This is a genomic window from Sphingomonas sp. HMP9 (assembly GCF_013374115.1).
Lineage (GTDB): Bacteria > Pseudomonadota > Alphaproteobacteria > Sphingomonadales > Sphingomonadaceae > Sphingomonas.
Window position 1 is genome coordinate 2,308,571 of the sequence record NZ_AP022673.1, and the last position, 18,436, is coordinate 2,327,006.

The following is an 18,436-nucleotide window of genomic DNA, read 5'->3' on the forward strand; positions in this document are numbered from 1 at the left end:
CCCAGTTGGAAAGGTCGCAGTAACGAAGCGCTGCACTCAGTTAGCGACGTCCCCCAACTGGACCCCGGCCTTCGCCGGGGTGGTGGTCGTGTGAGGGAGCGCTTGCCCTCGGTCATGATGTTTCTCCGCGAAGGCGGGGACCCAGACTGGGCTCCCGCCTTCGCGGAGAACAAAGCTTTAGCGGGAGAACGAAGCTTCCGCGGGAGGACAAGGAGGTGTGGGAGACGGACGGTGAAGCGTCGTCCGCTCAGATCCGCTTTGCCAGGGGATAGGCGAACAGCACGTCCGCGTCAGGGCTTGTCGAGACCGTCTCGCTGCCCGTCATCGTCGCGCACTCGCCGGCCTTGAACGCGACGCCGGCGACGTCACCCGAGCCGGTGATCGGGATCACCCAGCCCGTCGTGCCTTCGGGCAGGTTGACGACGTGGTCGCCGCCCTTCCAGCGTTCGAGCACGAATTTAGGGCCCTCGACCATGATCGTGCGGCCAGTCTCGATTTCGATCGGCGGCGCGACGGGGACGTAGGGCGTCGGATCGGCGACGTCGATGCCGTCCTTCAGGTGAAGCTCGCGGTCGCTGCCATAGTCGTAGAGGCGGTAGGTGGTTTCCGAGTTCTGCTGGACCTCGATCACCGTCACGCCGCCGCCGATCGCGTGGATCGTGTCCGACGCGCAATACATGAAGTCGCCTGCCTTGACCGGCTTCCAGTCGAGCTTGTCCTCGATCGTGCCATCGGTCGCCGATGCGCGCAGGTCGTCCTTCGAGATCGGCTGCTTCGTGCCCACGGCGATCGTCGAGGTCGGCTCGGCAGCGAGGATCGTCCAGCACTCGTCCTTGCCGCGCGGCAGGCCGCGGGCATGCGCCTGCTCATCGTTCGGGTGGACCTGGACCGAGAGCTTCTCGTTGGTGAACAGATATTTGATCAGCAGGTCGGGCGTGGTGTTGCCGGGCTCCTGGAACCAGACTTCGCCGATCGGTGGCGTGCCGGCGGCGGGATCCTCGAAACCGGGCCAGAGCGTGTCGCGACCCCAGGGCTTTTCGACGCGGTGGGTGTGCAGCAGGGTGGCGGGCATGACATTATCCTCGACGTGACGGGTATTGCGACTGGCTGGTACCAACGCGCGACTATTGCCCTGCGATCCGGCCGACGGGAAGGGGCTAGACCCGGTCGGCGAAAAGGATTGTTCGCGGCTATCCGCTTACGCTAAGGATCGCGCCAATGCGTATCACCCAGTCTCGTGCCCTCGCGGTCACGCTCATCGCCGCGCTTGCGCTCCCCATGGCCGGTTGTGCGGGTGGCCGCGCCGCCAAGGGCGACCTCCCCTATGTCGCGCGCGACGTGGGGACGCTGTACTCGACCGCCAAGCAGCGGCTCGACCAGGGACGGTACAAGGAAGCAGCCCAGCTGTTCGACGAGGTCGAGCGCCAGCATCCCTATTCGATCTGGGCGCGTCGTGCGCAGATCATGTCGGCCTTCAGCTATTACCTCGCCAAGGATTACACCGCGTCGATCAGCTCGGCGCAGCGCTTCCTGGCGGTGCATCCGGGCAACCGTGACGCGCCGTATGCCTATTACCTGATCGCGCTCGGCTATTACGAGCAGATCACCGACGTGACGCGCGACCAGAAGATCACCAAGCAGGCGCTCGATTCGCTCGGCGAACTGATGCGGCGCTATCCGAACACGCGCTATGCGTCGGACGCGCGGCTGAAGATCGATCTGGTCAACGACCATCTCGCGGGCAAGGAAATGGAGATCGGCCGCTTCTACGAGACGCGCGGCCAGTGGCTCGCGGCGAACGGCCGGTTCCGCACCGTGATCGACAAGTTCCAGCAGACCACGCACACGCCCGAGGCGCTGATGCGGCTGACCGAGACGTATCTGCAGCTCGGCGTGCCGATCGAGGCCGAAAAGGCCGCGGCGGTGCTGGGGCGCAACTATCCCGGCACCGACTGGTACGACCATGCCTACAAGCTGATGCAGGAGCATCCGGTGAAGCCGCTTGCGCCGCTGGCACCGGGCGAGGTTCCGGTACCGACCGGCACCGCAGGAGCGCCGGCGACCGGCCCGATCGAAATTCCCAAGGTCAAGGGCGACTCCGGCGGCACGGGCTCGGGTAGCGTCGCGACGCCAGCGCCGGTCGGTCCGGGCAGCGCGACGCGGACGACGCCTGGGACCTGAGTCCACGAATACGAGAACAATTGGGGATCAACATCGCATGCGAATGGTTTAGGACGCGCGTGATGTTGACAGACCTTTCCATTCGCGACGTGGTGCTGATCGAGGCGCTGGATCTGGGATTCGGCGAGGGATTGGGCGTGCTGACCGGCGAGACCGGGGCGGGCAAGTCGATCCTGCTCGATGCGCTGGGGCTGGCGCTGGGCGGGCGCGGTGACAGCGGTCTGGTGCGGCATGGTGCCGCGCAGGCGGTGGTGACCGCGACGTTTGACGCCCCTGCCCCCGAATCACCGCTCGCGCTGTTGTTCGACGAGAACGGGCTCGAGATCGAGCGCGGCGAGCCGCTGATCGTGCGGCGGATCGTCAAGGCGGATGGCGGCAGCCGCGGCTTCGTCAACGACCAGCCGGCGTCGGCGGGGCTGCTGCGCGAGATGGCGCCGCATCTGGTCGAGATCCACGGCCAGCATGACGAGCGCGGGCTGCTCAACGCGCGTGGTCATAGGGCCTTGCTCGACATCTTCGGACGGACCGAGCCGGGGGCTACGGGGAAGGCCTATGCCGGGTTTCGGGCGGCCGAGGCGGAACTCGCGGCGGCGCGGGCGGATATCGAGACGGCGGCGCGCGATCGCGAGTGGCTGGAGCATACGGTCGCCGAGCTGACGGCGCTGGCGCCAGTTGCCGGTGAGGAAGAGACGCTGGCGGATACGCGGCGGTCGATGCAGCGCGCGGAGAAGATCGCCGACGATCTGGCCGCGATCGACGATTTTCTCGAGGGCAAGGACGGCGGCATGGCGAAGCTGCGCCAGGCCGCGCGCGTGCTGGAGCGGATCGCGGAGGATCATGTCGCGCTGGGCAATGCGCTCGCCGCGGTCGATCGCGCGGTGATCGAGGCATCGGTGGCCGAGGAGAGCCTGCGCGATGCGCGCGCCGACATGGCCTATGATCCGCGCGCGCTGGAGGATGACGAGGCGCGGCTGTTCGAGCTGCGGGCGATGGCGCGCAAGCACCGTGTGCAGCCGGACGACCTCGCCGCGCTGGCGGACGAGATGCGCGCGCGGCTCGAGCGGCTCGATGCAGGCGAAGGCGGGATTGCAAAGATTGAGGCGCGCGTGGCCTCTGCTCGGAAGGCGTTTGATACCGCGTCCGATGCGTTGACGAAGCGGCGGTTGGCAGCGGCAAAGCGGCTCGATGTCGCGGTGGCGGGCGAGCTGGCGCCGTTGAAGCTGGATGCGGCGCGGTTCCAGACGGTGGTGGCGCCGCTTGGCGAAGAGGGCTGGTCGGCGGCGGGCAAGGACCGAGTCGAGTTCGAGATCTCGACCAATCCCGGTGCGCCGTTCGCCGCGCTCACCAAGATCGCGTCGGGCGGCGAGTTGTCGCGCTTCATCCTCGCGTTGAAAGTGGCGCTAGCCGAGGAGGGCGGCGCGTCGACGATGGTGTTCGACGAGATCGACCGCGGCGTCGGCGGCGCGGTGGCCAGCGCGATCGGCGAGCGACTCGCGCGGCTGGCGCTCAGCACGCAGCTGCTGGTAGTGACGCACAGCCCGCAGGTTGCGGCGCGCGGCGCGAAGCACCTGCTGATCGCCAAGAGCAGCGACGGGACGGTCACGCGGACGGGCGTGCGGGCCTTGTCGGAGGATGAGCGGCGCGAGGAGATCGCCCGGATGCTGTCGGGCGCGACGATTACCGACGAGGCCAGGGCGCAGGCGGAGCGGTTGTTGGAGCGGGCTTAGCGCTCGTGTTCGGATCGGTTTGCCACCGATGCGGTTCCCCTGCGCAGGCGGGGATCCAGGATACCAACCACAGCATCCGTGACCCTGGACTCCCGCCTTCGCGGGAGAACGGAGGCGCGAAGGGATAGCCTCAGGGCATCGCCTGTCGCGGGTGGCCTAGATGGATCTTCAGCACGGGCACGACGATGTAGTCGCCGCCGACTTTCCGCAAGCCGTGGAGCGCGCGACTGCCGAACGCGCCGTCTTCGTGGATTGCGGTCCGGACCGGCGCCTGTTCGGTGTGGATCATGTCGTCGAGCCCGGCGGCGCTGGCGTCGGAGCGTGGCCATAGTGACTGTTGTACGCGGTCGTCCGCGGACGAATCGTCGTTCCAGTCATAGCCGATCGCCGGCGCTGGCACGGGGGCGCTATAGGTTTGCTGCGTCGAGGCGGGAGCGGCGAGGCACATGGCGGCCAAAACGAGCGACGTCGTTCCCATCATACTCTTCCTCATACCGGCGAAGGCCGGGGCCCAGTTGGGAAACGATAGTTGGTAACCGTAGCGCCTGGCTACAACGACCTTGCCAACTGGGCCCCGGCCTTCGCCGGGGTGGGGTGCGTGGTGCGGTGTTAGCGGAGTTATAGAACGCCGCTGCCGCCGGTCGCCGCGAACGCGCTGCCGCTGGTGAAGCTCGTGCCCGTCTCGGCCAGTGTGACGAACAGCGACGCGAGTTCGGCGGGCTGGCCGGCGCGGCCGAGCGGCGTATCTTGGCCGAACTCGGCCATCTTGCCCGGCAGCTGGCCGCCCGCGACCTGGAGCGGCGTCCAGACCGGGCCTGGCGCGATCATGTTGACGCGGATGCCCTTCTTGCCGAGCTGCTTGGCGAGCCCCTTGGTGAAGATCAGGATCGCCCCCTTCGTGGTCGCGTAATCGAGCAGTTCCTCGCCCGGATCGACCGAGTTGACCGACCCCGTGTTGATGATCGACGCGCCCGGCTTCATCAGCGGGATCGCCGCCTTGCACAGGTGGAACATCGCATAGACGTTGGTCTTCATCGTCCGGTCGAACTGCTCGAAGCTGATCTCGGCGATCGACGCTTTCGACTGCTGATACGCGGCGTTGTTGACCAGGATGTCTAGCCCGCCGAGTTCGCGGTTGGCGCGCGCGATCAGGTCGGTGCAGAATTTCGCGTCGGTCAGGTCGCCGGGGATGAGCACGACTTTCCGTCCCTCGGCGCGGAGCAGCTTGGCGACGTCCTGCGCGTCGGGTTCCTCGGTCGGGTAGTAATTGATCGCGACGTCGGCGCCTTCGCGCGCGAACGCGATGACCGCGGCGCGACCGATCCCCGAATCGCCCCCGGTGACGAGCGCCTTGCGGCCCGCAAGCCGCCCCGAGCCGCGATAGCTCGCCTCGCCGCAATCGGGGACGGGGCGCATGTCGCGCTGGAGTGCGGGCCATTTCTGGCGCTGCTCGGGGAAGGGCGTCGAGACGAAGCGCGTTTGCGGATCGGCGAGCGGCGCCTGGCCTTGCGCGAACGCGGGTGCGGCAGCGGCGGCGAGGCCGGTGACGGCGGCGCCCTTGAAGAGGTCGCGACGATTGGTGTCGGTCATGATGGCGGATCCTGCGAAAAATTGTCTTGGGATGTCAGCGCGCAAGTCGCGCGAATGTTCACGCCATGTTGATCGAGGTCTTGTCGAAAGGTGGCCCCCTCCCCTAACCCGGCGCGATGCCTGACCTTCCCGCGACCGAGACCGAAGCCGCCACCGAACTGGGGGCGCTCGCCGCGCAGATCGCGTATCACAACGCGCGCTATCACACCGACGACGCGCCCGAGATCAGCGACGCCGAGTATGACGCGCTGGTGCGGCGCAATGCGGCGATCGAGGCGGCATTTCCGGCGGCGGTGCGAAGCGATTCGCCGAGCCGGACGGTAGGGGCGGCGCCTGCCGGGCATCTGGCGAAGGTCGCGCATGCCAAGGCGATGATGAGCCTCGACAATGCGTTTGCGGACGAGGAGGTCGAGGAGTTCGTCGCGCGCGTGCGCCGGTTCCTGAAGCTGGCGGACGACGCGCCGGTGGCGTTGACCGCGGAGCCGAAGATCGACGGGCTGTCGTGTTCGCTGCGGTATGAAGAGGGGCGGCTGGTGCAGGCGCTTACGCGGGGTGACGGGCAGGTCGGCGAGGACGTGACGGCGAATGTCCGCACCATCAGCGACATCCCTGAAACCTTGTTCTCCCGCGAAGGCGGGAGCCCAGACTGGGCTCCCGCCTTCGCGGGAGAACATAGTAAGGGAGGAATCCCCGCGATCTTCGAGGTTCGCGGCGAGGTTTACATGGCGAAGGACGACTTCGCGGCGCTCAACGCGCGTCTGCTCGCCGAGGCCGAAGAAACGGGCAAGGAGGCGCGGCAATTCGCGAACCCGCGCAATGCCGCGGCCGGATCGTTGCGCCAGAAGGATGCGAGCGTCACCGCGAGCCGGACGCTCCGGTTCCTCGCGCATGGATGGGGCGAGGCGAGCGTGGTGCCGGGCGAGACCCAGGCGGCGGTGGTCGACACGCTGCGCGGCTGGGGCTTTCCGATCGCCGACGGGTTTGCGCGGGTCGAAGGGACGGCGGCGGCGCTCGACGTGTACCGCCGGATCGAGGCCCAGCGCGCCGACCTGCCCTTCGACATCGACGGCGTGGTCTACAAGGTCGATCGGCTCGACTGGCAGGCGCGGCTGGGTCAGGTGGCCAAGGCGCCGCGCTGGGCGATCGCGCACAAGTTTCCCGCCGAGCGCGCGCAGACTTTGCTCGAACGGATCGACATCCAGGTCGGGCGGACCGGCGCGATGACTCCGGTCGCGCGGCTGTCGCCCGTCACCGTCGGCGGCGTCGTGGTGACCAACGCGACGCTGCACAATGCCGACGAGATCGAGCGACTCGGCGTGCGACCGGGCGACCGGGTGCTGGTGCAGCGCGCCGGCGACGTGATCCCGCAGATCGTCGAAAATCTGACGCCGAACGCGGAGCGCGCTGCGTATGTCTTCCCGCATAGCTGCCCCGAATGCGGATCCGCCGCCGAGCGCGAGGAGGGCGAGGTCGTCTATCGCTGCACCGGCGGGCTGATCTGCCCGGCGCAGCGGGTCGAGCGGCTGATCCACTTCGCGTCGCGCCATGCGTTCGACATTGGCGGGCTCGGCCAGACGCTGATCGAGGCGTTCTTCCGCGACGGGCTGATCGAGTCACCCGCCGATATCTTCCGCCTGACCGAGGAGCAGCTCGCCGCGCGCAAGAAGGACGGGCGCGTGTGGGCGGCAAAGGTGATCGCGGCGATCGCGACCAAGCGGACGATCCCGCTCGACCGGTTCCTGTTCTCGCTCGGCATCCGCCACGTCGGCGAGATTACCGCGCGTGACCTTGCGCGACGCTATGTGTCGGCCCGTGCGCTCGGCACCGTGCTGCGTCACGCAGTGTTCCTGCGCGGGCAGATCGAGCCGGTGATCGGCGAACCCGAGCGGAAATTCGTGCTCCGCCGCGACAAGCTGCTGGTTGGCGCGATCGAGACTGCGGGGATCGGGCCCGAGGTGGCGAGTGCGCTCGTCGGCTTCTGCGCCGAGCCGCACAACCGCCGAGTCGTGTTCGACCTGTTGCGCGAAGTGGAGCCGGCGGACGTCGTGCACGAGACTCGCGAGTCGCCGGTGACGGGGCAGATCCTGGTCTTTACCGGCAGTCTCGAGACGCTGAGTCGCGACGAGGCGAAGGCGCAGGCGGAAGCGCTGGGCGCACGCGTCGCTGCGTCGGTGTCGAGCAAGACCGGCCTCGTCATCGCCGGCCCCGGCGCAGGGTCGAAGCTCAAGAAAGCCACCGATCTCGGTATCCGCGTGATTACCGAAGCCGAATGGGCCGAGATCGTCGCGAGCAGCTAGGCCTCTACACACCCCCGACAGGCATAGGTTCCAGCGGACCCGAACCGGTTCCAATGCGTGGCTTTTTTGCAACGCAACATCACCGAGTTGGTCTGTGACACGTCGCGACTCGCCAATGTCACAGAACCGAAATATCCCGCGTGCAGGGGCACGAATGTACGGTGGGAAAGCCGATATTCAGAGCCAGGGGCTCTAAGGGGACATTATTCAAATGCGTACCATGCTTGCTTGCGGCGTCGCGTTCGCCGCGCTCATCACTCCGGCAGCGGCTTTCGCCCAGTCGACCGGTTCGCAGGCGTTCGACGAGTCGACCGAGATCGTCGTCAACGGCACGAAGGAAAAGGCCGTAGGCGGTGTCGAGATTCCCGACTCGCCAAAGGCGAAGGTCCTGATCACCAGCGAGCTGATCCAGCGGCAGCGTATCGGACAGTCGATCAACGAAGTCCTCAACCTCGTCCCCGGTGTCAGCTTCACGAACAACGATCCCTGGGGTTCGTCGGGTGGCTCGTTCACGATCCGCGGCTTCAACTCGGATCGCATCTCGCAGACGTTCGACGGCATTCCGCTGAACGATTCGGGCAACTATGCGGTTTACACGAACCAGCAGCTCGACAGCGAGTTGATCGAGAACGTCAACGTCAACCTCGGTTCCACCGACGTCGACAGCCCGACCGCCTCGGCTGTCGGCGGCACCGTCAACATCAACTCGCTGAAGCCCAGCGACACGATGGGCGGGCTGGCGACCGCCTCGTACGGCAACATCATCGCACCGGGTTCGGGTGACCGCCCGTATACGCGCGTGTTCGGCATGATCCAGACCGGCGACATCACCGGCCACGGGACGAAGGCCTGGTTTGCCGCATCAAACCTGCATAACGAGCCCGCGTTCGCCAACTATGGTGGCGTTCAGAAGTCGCAGTTCAACGCCAAGCTCTGGCAGGACATCGGCAGCAACGGCGACTTCGTCTCGATCGCCGGTCACTACAACGTCAACCGTAACAACTATAACGGTTCACCACTGACCGCCGCTGGCTTCGTCGATGCGAACGGCAACATCAATGTCGACAAGAGTCGTCGTTTCTACAACATCGGTTATGGTACTGGTGCAGCCGCAGCCACTGGCGGCGCGCCGTGCAACACCGCCGCGGCCCGCCCGGGCCTTGCCGATCTGCCGAACGCCTGCGGCACGTCATTCGAGCGTCGCTACAACCCATCGAACACGGGCAACGCACGGTTCAACTCGCGCTTCACGCTGGCCGAAGGCCTGATCTTCTCGGCTGACGCCGCATACCAGATCAGCAAGGCCAATGGCGGCGGTGTCACGACCAGCGTCAACGGGACGACGGGTGCCATCACCGGCAATGCACGCGAAGGTGCGTATGTGCTGAACGGCCAGTCGCTCTACGGCTTCTACGGCGGCGGCTATTATTTCGGCCGCGACCTGAACGGCGATGGTGATATCCTCGACCGCGTCACCCTGGCAAATCCAAGCCAGACCAAGACGAAGCGCTACACCGCCGTTGCCAACCTGAGCTATGAACTGAACGACCAGAACCGTGTCCGCCTGTCGTACACGTTCGATCGCGCGAGGCATCGCCAGACGGGTGAACTGGACTTCATCGATGCCGGTGGCGAGCCGTTCGACGTGTTCCCGGTCAACGAGCCGATCTTCGACGTGAACGGCAACGTCGTACAAAAGCGCGACCGTAAGTCCTTTGCGACACTCAATCAGGTCGCAGGCGAATATCGCGGCCAGTTCCTCGAAGAGAAGCTGACCGTGCTGTTGGGCGTACGGGCGCCGTTCTTCAAACGCGAGCTGAACCAGAACTGCTTCACCACGGCGTCCAACGGCAACGTTGACTGCCCGTCGAGCGGGGCCTTGGCAGCGTACCAGGCGGCGAACCCGTATGTCGTCAATGCCACGACTGGCGTCATCACCGGCGCCGCCGCGCCGCAGCAGCGCAACTACAAGTACGACAAGCTGCTGCCGAACATCGGTGCGACCTTCCACCTGACGTCGACGACGAGCGTCGCCGCCAACTATGCCAAGAACATCTCGGTCCCGAGCACCGATACGCTGTACAACGCAGTGTATGTGCCCTTGAGCAGCGATGCCTCGCAGCCTGCGGCGGAAACGTCGGACAGCTACGACCTGAGCCTGCGGTACCAGCGCAGCATCGTACAGGCGGGCATCACCGGCTGGTATTCGAAGTACGTGAACCGCATCGTGTCGGCCTTCAACGACGATTGCCAGTGCAGCGTCGATACGAACCTGGGTGCCGTCAAGAAGTACGGCATCGACGGCAGCGTATCGGTCCGTCCAATCCCACAGGTCCTGGCCTATGTCTTTGGCTCGTACATTCACTCGGAAATCGAGGATAACGTTGCTGGCGCCGGCGGGACGCTGGTCGCTACGGCCGGCAAGCGCGAACGCAATACGCCGAAGTTCATGTACGGCGGACGCCTGCAGGGCTCGCTCGGCAACCTGGATGTCGGCGGTCAGGTCAAGTACACCGGTTCGCGCTTCCTGAACGACATCAACACCCAAAAGTTCGGCGGCTACACGGTCGTCGATCTGGACGTTCGCTACTCGCTGGCGTCGTTCGGCATGCCGAAGACCGCGATCCAGCTGAACCTGACGAACCTGTTCGACAAGTTCTACATCGGATCGTTCAGCGGTGGACTGACCACGGCGAACTCGACCAACGTGAACTTCGGTTCGCCGCGGGCGATCAGCGGGTCGCTCATCGTCGGGTTCTGATACCGTATCGTTCCAGCCGATCCATTCGGCTGGAACATCTTTTGGAAAGGCCATCGCTCCCCGGGGCGATGGCCTTTTTTTCTGTCCGGGCCCCCGAGTACGCCGCGATGCCTGGCGGATGACGTCAAGCGGCGGATGATGTCGACCCTTCGGCTTTTGCGTGTCTTCGTCGCGGCGTGTAAGACCGCGGGCCAATGGCTAACTCCCCTGTCCCGTCCCCCGGCCCCTCCGCTCTTCATTCGGCCCGGCGCCTGCCCTTTACCGCGCGGCCGTTCTTCGAGAACAAGGCGCGGGCGTTCTGGATCCTGCAGGCGGTCGGCTGGAGCGGCTATCTGTTGCTGCGCGGGGTGGTGTCGATCTCGAACGGGCTGTCGCTCGACGGGGTGATCCCGGTGATCGTCGAGGCGATCGTCGGCTATTGCATCACGCTGCTGCTCTCGACGATGTACGGCCAGTATCGGCGGATGAACCGGCTGGTCGGCATCTTCCTGACGATCGCGACGCTGGCCGCGGCCACGTTCCTGTACGCGGTGCTCGACGCGTTCACCTTCTCGTTCATCGCGACGTCGACGCCGGGGGTGACGCTCACCCGGCTGCTGGGGTCGGTGTACGTGACCTTCACCGTGCTGTTCGGCTGGTCGGCGCTGTATTTCGGGATCAACTTCTACCTGATCGTCGAGCAGCAGATCGACCAGATGGAGCATCTCGAGAACCAGGCGTCGTCGGCGCAGCTGGCGATGCTGCGCTACCAGCTTAACCCGCATTTCCTGTTCAACACGCTGAACTCGATCTCGACGCTGGTGCTGCTCAAACAGACCGAGCGGGCGAACGCGATGCTCAGCCGGTTGTCGTCGTTCCTGCGCTATACGCTGGCGAACGAGCCGACTGCGCACGTCACGGTCGCGCAGGAGGTCGACCAGCTGAAGCTGTATCTGGAAATCGAGAAGATGCGCTTCGAGGACCGGATGCGCCCCAAGTTCGACATCGACCCGCGCGCCGAACGCGCCCGCCTGCCCTCGCTGCTGCTGCAGCCGCTGGTCGAGAACGCGATCAAATATGCCGTCACGCCGCAGGAGGAAGGCGCCGAAATCTGCGTCGAAGTGCGGCTCGCCGGGGAACGCGTGCAGATCGCCGTATCCGATACCGGTCCGGGCTTGATCGAGGGCAGGATCGCGTCAAGCCATTCCACAGGCGTCGGGCTCGCTAATATTAGAGACAGGTTGGCTCAGGCATATGGGCCCGACCACCGTTTCGAAACCCGCTCCACGCCCGCTGGCGGCTTCTCGGTCGAGATCGAGATCCCGTATCAGCTTGAAGACGTGAACAGAGAGGCCGCATGACCATCCGTACCATTCTCGTCGACGACGAACCGCTGGCTATCCAGGGGCTCGAGCTCCGTCTCCAGGCGCATGAAGACGTCGAGATCATCGAAAAATGCTCGAACGGCCGCGAGGCCATCCGGGCGATCAAGACGCACAAGCCCGATCTCGTCTTCCTCGATATCCAGATGCCAGGCTTTGACGGCTTCTCCGTCGTGCAGGGGTTGATGGAGGTCGAGCCGCCTTTGTTCGTCTTCGTCACCGCCTATTCCGACCACGCACTGCGGGCTTTCGAGGCGCAGGCGGTCGATTACCTGATGAAGCCGGTCGAGGAATCGCGGCTGGCCGACACGATCGAACGCGTCCGCCAGCGGTTGAGCGAGAAGCGCGGTGTCGAGGAAGTCGACCGGTTGCGCGAAGTGCTGGCCGATGTTGCGCCCGACGCGGCGGCGGACATGCCCGACGGCGATGCGGTCTCGGCCAACCGGTTCGAGAAGCTCATCAACATCAAGGATCGCGGCCAGATCTTCCGCGTCGACGTCGACACGATCGAGCGGATCGATGCGGCGGGCGATTACATGTGCATCTATACCGGCGACAACACGCTGATCCTGCGCGAGACGATGAAGGACCTGGAGAAGCGGCTCGACCCGCGCCGGTTCCAGCGCGTGCATCGCTCGACGATCGTGAACCTCGACCTGGTGAAGCAGGTTAAGCCGCATACCAATGGCGAATGCTTCCTGGTGCTGAATTCGGGTGCCAGCGTGAAGGTGTCGCGGTCGTATCGCGACGTGGTGGCGCGCTTCGTTCACTGAGTTGACGCTGGGCGCATGACCTAGCGCCCCCCACGTCCCGTCATCCTGACGAAAGTCAGGATCCAGAGCCATTGAGGACGCCGCGTGTTACTCTGGATCCTGACTTTCGTCAGGATGACGGGCGCGGGCGGGGTGTGGTCGGGGCAAGCTTTCGGGAGCTCCCCTTTCCCAGTCCGCCCCTGCCGATCGAGGTCCCGACTTTCGTCGGGATGACGGGGGTGCGCCCCCTTCCGAGCGCGCCTTGTTAACCGGTCCCTAAACCCCTCCGCCTAAAAGCGGGCGAATGAAGATTTCGGGTTTCGGCCTTTATCCGCATGCGCTGATCAGCCTGCCCGCGTTGGTGATGGCGACGTCGTGCGTGCCGGCGGATCCGCCTGCAGCGATCGCGCGTGTCCAGCCCGAGCGCAACGCGCGCGCGCTGTTGGGCCGGATGGCGTTGCATGTGCCAGATGACATCTCGGCGAAGATCGCGACCACCGCGCCCGATGCGCCCCTGGCCGCAGCAGACCCGTTCGTCGCCCCGCCCTTTCTCGCCGCGCGGTCCGGCGACGATGCGAGCCGGGCGGCCGACTGTTTGACCGCGGCGGTCTATTACGAAGCGCGGTCGCAGTCGGAGGACGGCCAGCGCGCCGTCGCGCAGGTCGTGCTCAACCGCGTGCGCGACCGCGCCTTTCCGAACAGCGTGTGCGGCGTCGTCTACCAGGGCGCGGAGCGGCGGACGGGGTGCCAGTTCAGCTTCACCTGCGACGGGTCGATGGCGCGGGCGCGCGAACCGGGCGCCTGGGAGCGCGCGCGCTCAGTCGCGGCGGCGGCGCTGGGCGGCAGCGTCTACGCGCCGGTCGGGGCGGCGACGTCGTTTCATACCACGAGCATCCTGCCGTGGTGGGCCTCCAGCCTCGCGCGGATCACGACGGTCGGGGCGCATGTCTTCTATCGCTGGCAGGGGGCGCTGGAGCGGGCGCTGACCTTTCGGCAGGCCTATGCCGGGGTGGAGCCGGCGTGGCGGGGTGGCGCGAGCTTGGCCGGCAGCGGCGTGACGGCGGTTGCGGCGCAGGTTTCAGGCGTTTCGGTGCATTATGGCAATCGGGACGACGTTGCGGATGTGAGCGCAACGCCTGGCGCGACGGCGGCGGATGCGGTGCATGGCGTGACGGTTCACCGGGGGGTGGTCCGCTCGGTGTCGACGGTGGCGAGCGTAGGGGTCGTGCAGACTCGGTTGGTGTCGGGCGTTCGGGTTCATGTCGGTGGGCGGGCTTCTCCGACTCTGGGCGGTGGCGGGGTTTTGGACGCGGTCGTCTCGGACGAAAGCTGAGGCTCCCTCCCTTTCAGGGGAGGGCTGGGGAAGGGGCGTTTCCACCAACGTGGCATTCGGGGGAAGCTCACACTCCGACCCTCCCCTGAAGGGGAGGGAGCGTTAGTGCTTTGCTGTCGTGCTACCGCCACCACCCCGGCGGAGGCCGGGGGTCAATTGGGAAACGTCGCTGACGGCGGACGGCGCTCCGTTACGACGACTTCTCCACTTGGGCCCCGGCCTTCGCCGGGGTGGTGCTTTGGAGGGGGCTCGGTCAGTGACCTGATCCTCCCCCGCCAGGGGGAGGTGGCTGGCACTTGCCAGACGGAGGGGGAGGTTAGGGAGAACCGCTGTTGCGCTGCCCTCCCCCTCCGTCGCCTTCGGCGCCACCTCCCCCTGGCGGGGGAGGATTGGGACGGAATCGCGCGCGAAGGCGACGACTCCCCTCCCCTCGCAAAACCATGCTGCATCTGCTAACGGCACGCGCATGCTGAACCTGAACAATATCACGGTGCGCCTGGGCGGACGCGTTATCCTCGATGGCGCCACGGCCGCGTTGCCGCCGGGCAGCCGCGTCGGGCTGATCGGGCGCAACGGCGCGGGCAAGTCGACGATGGTGCGCGTGATCGCAGGGCAGCTCGAACCCGATGACGGATCGGCCGACATGCCCAAGGGCGCGCGCATCGGGTATCTCGCGCAGGAGGCCCCGCATGGCGTGAAGACGCCGTTCGAGACCGTGCTCGAAGCCGATCTGGAGCGCGCCGCGCTGATGATCGAGAGCGAGACCAGCGAAGATCCCGACCGACTTGGCGACGTGTACGAGCGGCTGATCGCGATCGACGCCTATACCGCGCCCGCCCGCGCCGCGCAGATCCTGCTGGGCCTCGGTTTCGACGAGGACATGCAGGCGCGCACGCTCGATAGCTTCTCGGGTGGCTGGAAGATGCGCGTTGCGCTTGCCGCGTTGCTGTTCTCGCAGCCCGACCTGCTGCTGCTCGACGAGCCCTCGAACCATCTCGATCTCGAAGCGGTGATGTGGCTCGAAGACTTCCTCAAGGGCTACAAGGCGACGATCGTCGTCGTCAGTCACGAGCGCGATTTCCTCAACAACGTGGTCGATCATATCCTGCATCTGCAAGGCGGCAAGATCACGCTGTATCCGGGCGGCTACGACGCGTTCGAGCGGCAGCGGGCCGAGCGCCTCGCGCAGATCGAGGCGGCGCGGGCCAACCAGGCGGTCCAGCGCGAGAAGCTGCAGGAATATATCGCCAAGAATTCCGCGCGGGCTTCCACGGCGAAACAGGCGCAGTCACGGCAGAAGATGCTGTCGAAGATGCAGCCGATCGCCGAGAGCTATAACGATCCGACGCTGTCGTTCGGCTTCCCCAACCCGACCGAGTTGCGTCCGCCGCTGATCACGCTCGACATGGCGACGGTCGGCTATGCCGATGTGCCGATCCTGAAGCGGCTCAACATGCGGCTCGATCCCGACGACCGGGTCGCGCTGCTCGGGCGCAACGGCAACGGCAAGACCACGCTCGCGCGGCTGCTGGCAGCACAGCTGACGCCGATGGACGGCGAGATGTCGTCGTCGGGCAAGATGAAGGTCGGGTATTTCACCCAGTATCAGGTCGAGGAACTCGATCCGACCGACTCGCCGATCGAGCATATGTCGCATCTGATGAAGGGTGCGACGCCGGCGGCGGTGCGCGCGCAGCTCGGGCGGTTCGGATTCTCGGGCGACAAGGCGACGACGCGAGTCGGCAAGCTGTCCGGCGGCGAGCGCGCACGGCTGGCGCTCGCGCTGATCACGCGCGATGCGCCGCATCTGCTGATCCTCGATGAGCCGACCAACCATCTCGACGTCGATGCGCGTGAGGCGCTGGTGCAGGCGCTCAACGCCTATACCGGCGCGGTGGTGCTGGTCAGCCATGACCGGCACATGCTCGAGCTCACCGCCGACCGGCTGGTGCTGGTCGACGACGGCACCGCGAAGGAGTTCGACGGCAGCCTCGACGACTATATCGCGTTCGTCCTGAAGGGCGATGGCGGCAAGGGCGATGCGGCGTCGAAGGCCGACAAGAAGGCGGGCAAGAAGGCCGCGGCGGAGGCCAAGAGCAACGATGCGGCGCTGCGCAAGGCCCTGCGCGAGGTCGAGGAGCAGACCGCCAAGTTCACCAAGGAGCGCAATGCTCTGGACCGCGCGATGGTCGATCCTGCGACTGCCGAGCCAAGGTTCTCGCGGATGTCGATGGGGGACCTGAGCAAGCGTCGCGCCGAGGTGCATGCCAAGCTGGAAGCCAGCGAGGCCAAGTGGCTCGAGGCGAGCGAGGCGCTGGAAGGCGTGGCGGCTTAAGCCACGCCCCTTCCCCGTCATCCTGACGAAAGTCAGGATCCAGAGTTACGTACGGCGACGTCCGTAACTCTGGATCCTGGGTCAAGCCCAGGATGACGAAAGTATCACTCGTCCTCCTGACGAAAGTCAGGATCCAGAGTCATGAACTGTAGCGTCCGTAACTCTGGGTCCTGGGTCGAGCCCAGGATGACGAAAGTATCACCCCGTCATCCTGACGAAAGCCAGGATCCAGAGTTATGAACGGTAGCGTCCGTAACTCTGGATCCTGGGTCGAGCCCAGAATGACGAGGGCAGGTGTGAGGATGCGTGTAAGAGAGGCTCAGCCCGCGTCGGCGTCGTTCGACGCGGGGCGCTCGAACCAGGCCTCGACCGGGCCGACCAGCTTCAGCGTCAGCGGGTTGCCGTTGCGATCGACCTTCTTTCCGAGCGCGACGCGGATCCAGCCTTCCGAGATGCAATATTCCTCGACGTCGTGGCGCACCTTGTCCTTGAAGCGGATGCCGATGCCGCGTTCGAGCAGCTCTTGCTGGAAGAACGGGCTGCGCTGGTTGATCGACAGGCGATCGGGGGGCGTGTCGCCGGTTGCGGCCGGGGTGGCGGCGGCTTCGGTCTCGGGGGTGTTGGGCGTGTCGGTCATGCTCGCGCGTCTAGCGGCAAGCGCCCGCACCACGCCAGAAAAAAGGCACGTGACGCAAAAGAGGCGCCGGGACTGCCCCCGACGCCTCCATGCTATCGAAGGACTGGATCAGCCTTCGAACGGGATCAGCTGCACACCTGCACAGATACCCGGTCGCCATAATAGGGATCGACACGCCACTCGTTCCAGCACCGCGGCCGATAATCCTCGCGGTAATAGGTCCGCACGGGAGGGTTATAATAGGCGACCGGTGGCTGCGCATAATAGCCACCATTGTAATAGCCGCGGTCATAGTATCGATTGCGGTTGTTGCTGCTGGCGATCGCCGCGCCGACCCCGAGGCCGAGAATGCCGCCGAGCACTGCTGCACCGGCCGCGTTGCCGCCACCACGATGGCCGTGCCAGCCGCCGCCATAGCCGCGCCCATAGCCGCCACGTCCCCAGCGCTGGGCGTCGGCCGGTACTGCCGCCGTCAGCGCCGTTGCAGCGAGTGCCACGCCGAGGCCTGCCTTCTTGAAAAATCCGTTCATCTCTTCCGAACTCCGTTACTAGTTACGCCCGGTCCGCTTGGGACAAACGCATAAGTGTCCGACCGTGTTTCAGGGTTTAGGCGATTCGGCCTGAACTGGTTCGGAACGGCTTGTTAACCCACGGTATAGCTGGCGGCGGTGGTCCCGTGCGGGGACACGTGGCGACGTCGCCCGACTGGGCATTGTTTACGAATATCGGATAGGGTGCCGCGATGCGCAGGATGATGACGACGCGAGCGATCGCCTTTGCCGTGCTTGGCGGGAGTGCGGTGCTGATCGGGGGCTTGGCCTTGTCCGGGTCGCCGGTGACGGTGCGCGCGGTCGAAGCGCCTGTGCGGGTCGCGCGAGTCGCTGCACCGGTCGCGAAGGTCGCGCCGAAGCCCGTTGTGGTTGCTGCCGAGCAACCGGCCGACGCGTATGTCGTGAAGCGGGTCCTGAACGTTCCCGAGCCCCTGCGGCACGGCGCCTATTATTGGGATACACAAGGCGTGCCCGAGGGGCCGATCGTGATCACCGTCGACCTTGTCGCGCAGACGCTGTCGATCTTTCGGGCGGGGTATGAGATCGGGACGGCGGCGGTGATTTACGGCGCGGACGAGAAGCCGACGCCGCTGGGCGTGTTCACGATCACGCAGAAGGACGCGCATCACGTGTCGAACCTGTACGGCGCGCCGATGCCGTACATGCTGCGGCTGACCAACGACGGCGTCTCGATCCATGGCAGCGCGTTGATGGACGGGAAATATGCGACGCATGGCTGCGTCGGCGTGCCGACCGCGTTTGCCAAGCTGATCTTCGGGCAGGTGAAGCTTGGTGACCGAGTGATCGTGACGAGTGGTGAGATGTTGGAACGTGGCGGGCGGATTACTGCGGCCTGAGGGCGGGGGCTCGGGCGGCTGATCGCTGCGGATCTGATCAGCCAACGCTGTCGC

General features: G+C 65.9%; 14 protein-coding genes. 9 read left to right on the top strand and 5 right to left on the bottom strand.

Annotation, left to right across the window (positions count from 1 at the left end):
- Positions 1-247: 247 nt before the first annotated feature.
- Entirely contained in the window at positions 248-1,072 is an 825-nt protein-coding gene (locus tag HMP09_RS10245; RefSeq protein ID WP_176500287.1) for a class I mannose-6-phosphate isomerase, read from the bottom strand.
- Between the two features lie 146 nt (positions 1,073-1,218).
- Between HMP09_RS10245 and HMP09_RS10250 the strand changes: the two genes are divergently transcribed.
- Together HMP09_RS10250 and recN are read left to right on the top strand one after the other, a co-directional pair.
- Positions 1,219-2,181 (top strand): outer membrane protein assembly factor BamD, encoded by a 963-nt coding sequence (locus HMP09_RS10250; protein ID WP_176500288.1) that lies wholly within the window; start codon positions 1,219-1,221, stop codon positions 2,179-2,181.
- Between the two features lie 62 nt (positions 2,182-2,243).
- Positions 2,244-3,908, top strand: a complete 1,665-nt coding sequence (gene recN / locus HMP09_RS10255; protein WP_176500289.1) for a DNA repair protein RecN — start codon at positions 2,244-2,246, stop codon at positions 3,906-3,908.
- A gap of 130 nt (positions 3,909-4,038) precedes the next feature.
- Here recN and HMP09_RS10260 read toward each other — a convergent pair whose 3' ends face one another.
- Together HMP09_RS10260 and HMP09_RS10265 are read right to left on the bottom strand one after the other, a co-directional pair.
- A complete protein-coding gene (locus tag HMP09_RS10260) occupies positions 4,039-4,389 on the bottom strand; it encodes a hypothetical protein (RefSeq protein ID WP_176500290.1) in 351 nt (116 codons plus the stop codon).
- A 137-nt stretch (positions 4,390-4,526) separates the two neighbouring features.
- Positions 4,527-5,498 carry an SDR family oxidoreductase gene (locus HMP09_RS10265; RefSeq protein WP_176500291.1) on the bottom strand — a complete coding sequence of 324 codons (972 nt, stop codon included), beginning with the start codon at positions 5,496-5,498 and terminating at the stop codon, positions 4,527-4,529.
- A 116-nt stretch (positions 5,499-5,614) separates the two neighbouring features.
- On the opposite strand from HMP09_RS10265, the gene ligA reads away from it, so the two are divergent.
- From ligA to HMP09_RS10295, 6 genes are all read left to right on the top strand, one after another.
- Positions 5,615-7,795, top strand: a complete 2,181-nt coding sequence (ligA, locus tag HMP09_RS10270; protein WP_176500292.1) for an NAD-dependent DNA ligase LigA — start codon at positions 5,615-5,617, stop codon at positions 7,793-7,795.
- Between the two features lie 211 nt (positions 7,796-8,006).
- Entirely contained in the window at positions 8,007-10,556 is a 2,550-nt protein-coding gene (locus HMP09_RS10275; RefSeq protein WP_176500293.1) for a TonB-dependent receptor, read from the top strand.
- Positions 10,557-10,750: 194 nt separating this feature from the next.
- The gene (locus HMP09_RS10280) at positions 10,751-11,896 is read left to right on the top strand and encodes a sensor histidine kinase (RefSeq protein WP_176500294.1); all 1,146 of its coding nucleotides are present in this window, start codon (positions 10,751-10,753) and stop codon (positions 11,894-11,896) included.
- A complete protein-coding gene (locus HMP09_RS10285; RefSeq protein WP_031393111.1) occupies positions 11,893-12,690 on the top strand; it encodes a LytR/AlgR family response regulator transcription factor in 798 nt (265 codons plus the stop codon). Before HMP09_RS10280 ends, HMP09_RS10285 begins: the two co-directional genes overlap by 4 nt.
- Positions 12,691-12,973: 283 nt before the next feature.
- On the top strand, positions 12,974-14,002 hold the full coding sequence (locus tag HMP09_RS10290) for a cell wall hydrolase (protein WP_176500295.1): 1,029 nt from the start codon (positions 12,974-12,976) through the stop codon (positions 14,000-14,002).
- Between the two features lie 466 nt (positions 14,003-14,468).
- A complete protein-coding gene (locus tag HMP09_RS10295) occupies positions 14,469-16,337 on the top strand; it encodes an ABC-F family ATP-binding cassette domain-containing protein (RefSeq protein ID WP_176500296.1) in 1,869 nt (622 codons plus the stop codon).
- A 319-nt stretch (positions 16,338-16,656) separates the two neighbouring features.
- On the opposite strand, the gene HMP09_RS10300 is transcribed toward HMP09_RS10295, so the two are convergent.
- Together HMP09_RS10300 and HMP09_RS10305 are read right to left on the bottom strand one after the other, a co-directional pair.
- Positions 16,657-16,974, bottom strand: coding sequence for a DUF3297 family protein (locus HMP09_RS10300; RefSeq protein ID WP_176500297.1), 318 nt, complete (start codon positions 16,972-16,974; stop codon positions 16,657-16,659).
- 125 nt (positions 16,975-17,099) lie between these two features.
- Entirely contained in the window at positions 17,100-17,504 is a 405-nt protein-coding gene (locus tag HMP09_RS10305) for a hypothetical protein (RefSeq protein ID WP_176500298.1), read from the bottom strand.
- A gap of 212 nt (positions 17,505-17,716) precedes the next feature.
- Between HMP09_RS10305 and HMP09_RS10310 the strand changes: the two genes are divergently transcribed.
- On the top strand, positions 17,717-18,382 hold the full coding sequence (locus HMP09_RS10310; protein WP_176500299.1) for a L,D-transpeptidase family protein: 666 nt from the start codon (positions 17,717-17,719) through the stop codon (positions 18,380-18,382).
- Positions 18,383-18,436: the final 54 nt, after the last annotated feature.